Raw genomic sequence first — 6,415 nt, forward strand, 5'->3', positions numbered from 1 at the left:
CGGTCGGGACCCGAAGAGCGGTCGCTGGGCACGGTGATAGCCGGGCTGAACGACCACGGTCTGTGGGATGCCCCCGAACGTGGCGGCGATACAGCCGCGACATGCACCCACGGTGCCTAATAGTGGCGGTGTGTAGATGGCAGGGGTGGTTGGGAGCCGACGAGAAACGGCCTAGCCGTGGGCGCCCGCACCTGACCAGTCGGCGAGCTGGGTGATGACGCCGTTCGGGTCGCGTACCTGGAACGCCCGCTCGCCCCATGCCTCCTCGGCCAGCGGCATCGTGATCGGCACATCCTCGGCCTGTAGCCGGGCGAGCTCCCCCGCCAGATCATCGACCACAAAGGCGAGGATGAATCCGCTCGCGTGATCGTCACGCTGGTCGTCCGGCAGGGTTGGCAGGCCACCGCGCAGGAACACGACGCTCATGCCGGCGTCGTCGCGGGGAACAACGTGTACGGGCAGCTCGGCGACGGCACCACCACGGACGCCTCAACCCCGGTCCGCGTGGCCGGGCTGACCGGCGTCACCGCGATCAGCGGCGGCCGATGGGCCGGCTACGCGCTACGCACCGACGGCACCGTGCGGGCCTGGGCGCGAACTGGCACGGCCAGCTCGGCGACGGCAGCCACACGAACCGGACGACCCCCGTGACCGTGGTCGGACGGTCTCGGACCCCGCTGTCCACGGTCCGCACGATCGCCGGCGGCGGGGACTTCGCCTATGCGCTGCTGGGCGACGACACCGTGGCCGCCTGGGGCCGGGGTGACCTGGGTCAGCTCGGCAACGGTTCCCCGGCGGACGGCCGGGTGGCCAGACCGGTGCCCGACCTGACCGCCGTCACGGCGACAGCCGCCGGCGGGAGGCCGGTTACGCGCTGCGCCAGGACGGTCCCCACACCGGGGGCCTATGGCAACCGCGCGATCTGGGCCTGGGGCAGCAACGCCCACGGGCAGCTCGGGATCGGTCAGCCACCCGCCCACGGGCCAGCGAAGGTGTTCCGGCCTCGGCAGGTCCCCGGGGCGGCAAACCTACAGGACGTCGCGGCCGGCGGCTCCTCGGCGTACGCGATCGTCCAGCCCTTACCTGCAAGGTGACCCTAGGAAGCCTGGCGCTCCTGCGTACTCCAGGCGTAGCGCCCCTGGTGCCCGTCGGACGCCAGCACGGCAACCGTGCGCGCGGCCGGAATGCCGACACCAGCACCGACACCCGCACCGGCGAGGGCAGCAGCAGTGACGGTGAAGGCAGGAGGAGCGATCACCACGGCGGCCGGGGAAACGCCGGCCGACCTGGCGGGGCGGAGCCGGGGGCCGCCAGGACGAACCCGTTCCCCGCCAGGACGAACCCGCTCCGCGCCAGGACGAACCCGCTCCGCGCCAGGACGGACTCCGACGTCGGCGGGACGGGGCTGGACAGCTGCGGGGCGAACCCGCGGGCGGGCGTCGGCGGGGCGGTGACGCTGGATGGGGAGTTCGAGCAGGTAGTAGGAGGCCGAGGCCAGGGCCACGGAGATCAGGGCGACCAGGACGATCGCCGGCCACCGGCCGAGCGCGTCGGCGAGATCCGGGCCCCAGTGGGCGACGACCGGGAAGTGCCACAGGTAGAAGCCGTAGGAGATCCGGCCGAGCCAGGCCAGCGGGGCGGCGGCCAGGCCGCGGAACAGCCAGCTCGAGGTGGACCCCAGCTCCAGGGCGAGCACAAGTGCACCGGCGACGAGCGCGACGACGGTGTAGCCACCGTGGGACAGCAGGGCCGGATGCGGCCCCCAGTCGGCCGGCACCTTCAGTGCCCCCACCGCCAGCAGCGCGAGCGCCACCGGGCCGACGACCGGCAGGGCGGCCCGGACCCGGTCGACACGGCGCCGCCACACCAGACCCGCGGCGCCCTCGCCGTCCACACCGGCCCGGGCCACCCGCAGCCAGGCGGCCAGCGCGCAGCCGACGAGCAGCGCGTCGGCCCGGGTGTCGAGGGCGAAGTACATCCGCCGGCCGGTCGCACCGTGGGCGATCAGCAGGTCGCGCCACACCAGCACGGCGACCGCCCCGGCGAGCAGCGCTGCCGGCAGCCGCCGGGCGAGCTGACCCCAGCGGCACGCGAGGACCAGCAGCAGCGGCCAGAGCAGGTAGAACTGCTCCTCCAGCGACAGCGACCAGGTGTGGCCGAGCCAGCCCGCCCCGGTGGACTGCGACCCCACCTGGACGTAGTTGTTCACGTACAGCAGCGACGAGGCGAGGCTGCCCCGAAACGAGGAGCGTTCGGCTGCCGTGCTGATGCCCAGCACCAGTACGGCCGTCGCGGCGACCGCGATGAGCAGCAGGAACGCGGGCAGCAGCCGGTAGGCGCGGCGCAGGTAGAACCGGGTGAACGAGACCCGTCCGGTCCGGTCCTGTTCGGCGAGCAGCTGCCCGGTGATGAGAAATCCACTGAGCACGAAGAAGACGTCGACGCCGAGATGGCCGCCGCGCAGCGAGTCCATGTGGAAGACCAGCACGGCCAGTACCGCGAGTCCCCGCACGCCGTCCAGCGCGGGGTTGCGTCCGCCGCGGCGCACCTGCGGTCGGTCGTTCCTGTGCCGCGTCATCCACGCTCCCCTCGTGTCTGTCGATCCGCCTGCCCTTCGTCCTGCGCTCCTGCCTATCCCGCCAACCTTTTAGTCACCTGTCAGTCCTGACCGGCCTGTGCGCGCACACCGCCACACCGAGTCCACCGAGGGGCATCCGTGCGGGAGATCCGTGCATCCCGCCGGGCCTGCGGGCACGCCGACGTCGGCCCTACCCGCGGGGCCGAGCGCCGGTCAGGGCACCCCCGCTGGTCCACCCCGAACGGGGGAGCAGTCCTCCGCCGCCGCGAACCCGGTCGCCAACCCATTTACTCTCCGCAGCCAGAACGCGCCTCACCCGCACAGACAGCAACCCACCCCTGTCACCACCACGCCCCCGTCACCACCACGCCCCGCGACCGGCCCCCAGCAAGATCGCGCTACACGGGTCCTCGTGGGGTCATATCGGACACGAGCACCCCCACAACGACCCATGTGCACCCTCCACACCCGCGGAGCCCAAAAACAGCATCACAGAAAGTGACCATGGTTGAGGGACGGTGCCACGTCGCATGCGCAAGCCAGCACGTCGCATGCGCAAGCCAGCAGGGTCGTCGTGGTCGGAATGGACGGCGTTCTGGTCAACCCTCGTCTCACACGCCCGTGCGCCCGTGCGCCCGTGCCTCCGTGTCCGCCTTGGACGGCGACCATTCCGCAAAGCCACGGATTCCTGCCGAGGCGGAGTGAAGATTCCGGCCCGCCGATCCTTCACCAAGCCTCGGCAAGAACGGATCATGGCTTTCGGTTACCCGCGACGGAGCCGTTTTCGTCGCAGGAAGTGGTGCGGGTGGCGCGGAGGGTATCGGTCGGCGGGTGTTGGGGGCGGATGGGCATGAGGGTGTTCTGGCGGGACGTCCGCCGGTCCCCAGGGCGGTCACTCTCCGACATGTCCGCGCGGAACGTGTGACATATCTACATCTCGACGAGCCAGGGCCACCGGTCGGGCCGGACCCGCGGATCGTGGGGTTGCCACGGCCGACGTACGCGGTAGGAGGCCCGCCGGAGCACGGACAAGACCCCAACATCGGGGTGGACGGCTCCAGGGCGGTCAGGCTGGCAGCACGGCGACCTGGGTGCGGTGGAGGGTCGGGGTCTCCGCCTGGTCCGCGGCGGCCCGCGCCAGGTCGTCGTAGCTGAGCGTGCCGGTGGCCCGGGCCCGTTCGACCGGCGGCACGACGAGCGCAGGGCTGTTCGCCGCCACGCCGCCACCGGGTACCGGTTCGCCCGACGCCGGTTCGCCCGACGCCGGTTCGCCCGACGCCGGTTCGGCGAGCGCCAGGCCGGCGGGTGGGGTGAGGACAAGCCAGTCGAGTGCGCCGGCGTGGCGTTCCAGCGCCGGCAGGACGCGGGCGTGCGCGCGGGCGAACGGCAGCAGCGGCGGTGGGAACAGCTCGGCGTCGTCCAGCACCAGCCGACCGTCGGCCAGGGGCAGGGTGGCGAACAGTCCGATCGTCAACAGCCGGACCGGCGGGGACGGCCGCGCGGCAGCCACGACCGCGTGCACGACATGTTCGTAGTAGGCCTCGTCGAAGCCGTCGAAGGTGGGTGGCGGGGCGGTGAAGGGGGTGACCGCGACGACGATCACGTCGGCGGTGGCCAGCACGTCGATCAGCTCGGCTTCGCGGGTGGCGTCGGCCGGCGCCAGCTCGACGCCGGCCGCACGCAGGTCGGCATGCCGATCTACGTTCCGGACCACGCCGAGGACGGCATGGCCACGCCGGACGAACTCCGCGCTGACGGCGCGCCCCGCGCGACCACCGGCCCCGAGCACGGCCACCCGCAGCCCGTCGAAGGCAGGACTTTCCGTGGTGATGGGACTTTCCGTGGTGATGGGTTCCATGGCGCGCCAAGGTAGGCGACGACCTGCCGGTTACCGCAAGGTGACCGGCCACGCGGTCGGCCGCGGCATCGGCCAGAATGCCTGGCCGCGCAGGATGACTCCCCACCGCCTTGCCGATGAGTCCGGTGGAAAACGTCGGCTATCGTGATCAGGTGCAGAGCGTGGCCAACGCCCCGACGTTCGACCCAGCGTGCCCGATGAGTGCCTTCCCCCTGCGCATCGGCGAGAAGTGGACGGCGATGATCGTCCTGTGTCTCGAGGCCGGCCCGCGCCGGTTCACCGAGCTGCGCCAGATCCTGGTAGCGGTGAGCGCGAAGGTACTGACCGAGACGCTGCGCGCGATGGAACGTGACGGCCTGGTGAGCCGCCACTGCCACGACGAGAACCCACCCCGGGTCGAGTACCGGCTAACCGAGCTCGGCCAGTCACTGTTGCAGCTCATCGAGGCCGCCCGCCTGTGGTCTCGGGACAACCTCGGTGACCTGCTCGCCGCCCGCGAACGCTACGACGGCGCCAGTCTCTGACGGCCACCGCGACCTGGCCACCACCTGGGTTGGCCACCACCTGGGTTGGCCACCACCGCAGTCCGATCGTCCCGACCCGCCGTCCGTCAGGGCGCGAGAAAACCGAACTGGCGAAGGTGCTGCTGGGCGACGGGAGTCGTCAGAAACGACACGAACGCCCGGGCGGTGTCGGTCTGCTGCGCGCGCCGGAGCACCGCTGCGACGTACTCGGCGGGCACCTGGTCGGCATCCGCAACGTCGACGCCGGTGACTCTGGTGCCGGCCGCCCGCACGTCGGTCCCGAACACGAGGCCCGCGTCCGCGTTGCCGGTGGCCACCTTCTCCGCGACCTCGGCGCCCCCCGGTTCCCTCGACGCCGGCCGCACTGTCACGCCGGCCTTCGCCAGTGACCGCGCCGCACAGCCGCCGACCGGAGTCGACTCGTCCGGCAGGACGACGGTCAGACCGGGCTTCGCCAGATCGGCGAGGGTGTGGACACCCCGGGGATTACCCGCGGCGACGATGATCTGCAACCGGTTGCGGGCGAACACCGTCGCCCCGCCGGCGACCAGCCCGTCCCGCGACGCCCGGGTCATCGAGTCGGAGCCGACGGTGAGAAACACGTCGGCCGGAAAGCCCTGCCGGAGCTGCAGCTCCTGCGCCGGCGAGCGGCCGAGGTTCGGCGACACCGTGGAACCTGGATGTGCCGCGGCAAACGCCTCGTCCAGCCGCGCAAGCACCCCGGAGAGCCCCCCGGGGCCGAGGACGACCAGCGACCCCGGCAGTGCCGACGTCGAGGCCGGCGCAGTCCCGGAGCCGGACGAAAGGTTCTCCTGCCCGGCCCCACCCGAGCCACAGCCGGCGAACGCCAGCACGAGCGCCAGGCAGGCCCCAAGCGTCGAGGCCGCTGCACGGGAGACCTTCCGGGGCGTCATCGTCCATCAGATACCAGTCCGGCAAACCCCCGGCAAGGCCCATGGTTGGTGATGTGAGCTGGGTCTTCAGCCCGGGGGGTGACGGGCGATCGCCTGGTGTGGGCGGCCGACTCTAGACTGATCGGCGTGGCCGTCACCCTCACCTTGCTCGCCGGGGTGCGGTGGGAGGGGATGTCGGTGGTCGGTGATCGGCCGCAGGCACTGCTGGCGGCGCTCGCGTCCGAGCCGGGGCGGCCGGTGCGGGCCGAGCGGCTGGTCGAGCTGATCTGGCGGGGCGAGCCGCTGGCCAACGCCGCCAAGGGGCTGCAGGTGGTCGTCTCCCGCACCCGGGCGACCTGCGGTGCCGCCGCCGTGCTGCACGACGGCGCGGGCTACCGGCTCAACCTCACGCCGGCCCAGGTCGACAGCGCCCTGCTCGGTGCTCTGGTGGCCGAGGCGCACACGCTCCTTGCCGCCGATCCGCCGGCCGCCCGCGAGCGTGCCCGCCAGGCGCTGGAGCTGGGCGCGGCCCTGCCGGCGGTGCCGGCGGGCGAGCAGGGGC

7 protein-coding genes and 1 pseudogene are annotated in these 6,415 nt (G+C 72.4%); 4 read left to right on the plus strand and 4 right to left on the minus strand.

Annotated elements, in window-relative coordinates; translation table 11 throughout:
• Positions 1–171: 171 nt before the first annotated feature.
• Positions 172–441: pseudogene (locus tag ND747_RS04330) on the minus strand (VOC family protein); the annotation flags it as partial.
• Positions 442–450: 9 nt separating this feature from the next.
• On the opposite strand from ND747_RS04330, the gene ND747_RS04335 reads away from it, so the two are divergent.
• Together ND747_RS04335 and ND747_RS04340 are read left to right on the plus strand one after the other, a co-directional pair.
• Positions 451–651: an RCC1 domain-containing protein gene (locus ND747_RS04335; RefSeq protein WP_251731969.1), complete on the plus strand. Its 201-nt coding sequence runs from the start codon at positions 451–453 to the stop codon at positions 649–651.
• Positions 648–1,094: a hypothetical protein gene (locus ND747_RS04340; RefSeq protein WP_251731971.1), complete on the plus strand. Its 447-nt coding sequence runs from the start codon at positions 648–650 to the stop codon at positions 1,092–1,094. The genes ND747_RS04335 and ND747_RS04340 overlap by 4 nt, the downstream gene beginning before the upstream one ends.
• A 2-nt stretch (positions 1,095–1,096) precedes the next feature.
• Here ND747_RS04340 and ND747_RS04345 read toward each other — a convergent pair whose 3' ends face one another.
• Both ND747_RS04345 and ND747_RS04350 read right to left on the minus strand, forming a co-directional pair.
• Positions 1,097–2,578 carry an acyltransferase gene (locus tag ND747_RS04345; RefSeq protein ID WP_251731973.1) on the minus strand — a complete coding sequence of 494 codons (1,482 nt, stop codon included), beginning with the start codon at positions 2,576–2,578 and terminating at the stop codon, positions 1,097–1,099.
• 1,066 nt (positions 2,579–3,644) lie between these two features.
• A complete protein-coding gene (locus tag ND747_RS04350; protein WP_251731975.1) occupies positions 3,645–4,436 on the minus strand; it encodes an NAD(P)-dependent oxidoreductase in 792 nt (263 codons plus the stop codon).
• A gap of 197 nt (positions 4,437–4,633) precedes the next feature.
• On the opposite strand from ND747_RS04350, the gene ND747_RS04355 reads away from it, so the two are divergent.
• Positions 4,634–4,960: a helix-turn-helix domain-containing protein gene (locus tag ND747_RS04355; protein ID WP_251731977.1), complete on the plus strand. Its 327-nt coding sequence runs from the start codon at positions 4,634–4,636 to the stop codon at positions 4,958–4,960.
• Between the two features lie 86 nt (positions 4,961–5,046).
• Here ND747_RS04355 and modA read toward each other — a convergent pair whose 3' ends face one another.
• Positions 5,047–5,874: a molybdate ABC transporter substrate-binding protein gene (modA, locus tag ND747_RS04360; RefSeq protein WP_251731978.1), complete on the minus strand. Its 828-nt coding sequence runs from the start codon at positions 5,872–5,874 to the stop codon at positions 5,047–5,049.
• Positions 5,875–6,000: 126 nt separating this feature from the next.
• Between modA and ND747_RS04365 the strand changes: the two genes are divergently transcribed.
• Positions 6,001–6,415, plus strand: a 415-nt coding sequence (locus ND747_RS04365) for a helix-turn-helix domain-containing protein (protein ID WP_251731979.1), incomplete at its 3' end; no start/stop codon positions are given.

The organism is Frankia sp. R82 (assembly GCF_023716925.1).
Taxonomy (GTDB): Bacteria; Actinomycetota; Actinomycetes; order Frankiales; family Frankiaceae; genus Frankia.

Coding starts and splice junctions, on each gene's coding strand:
- ND747_RS04350 (WP_251731975.1), bottom strand. CDS start 4,436: ATGGAACCCATCACCACGGAAAGTCCCATCACCACGGAAAGTCCTGCC.
- ND747_RS04355 (WP_251731977.1), top strand. CDS start 4,634: ATGAGTGCCTTCCCCCTGCGCATCGGCGAGAAGTGGACGGCGATGATC.
- modA (WP_251731978.1), bottom strand. CDS start 5,874: ATGACGCCCCGGAAGGTCTCCCGTGCAGCGGCCTCGACGCTTGGGGCC.
- ND747_RS04345 (WP_251731973.1), bottom strand. CDS start 2,578: ATGACGCGGCACAGGAACGACCGACCGCAGGTGCGCCGCGGCGGACGC.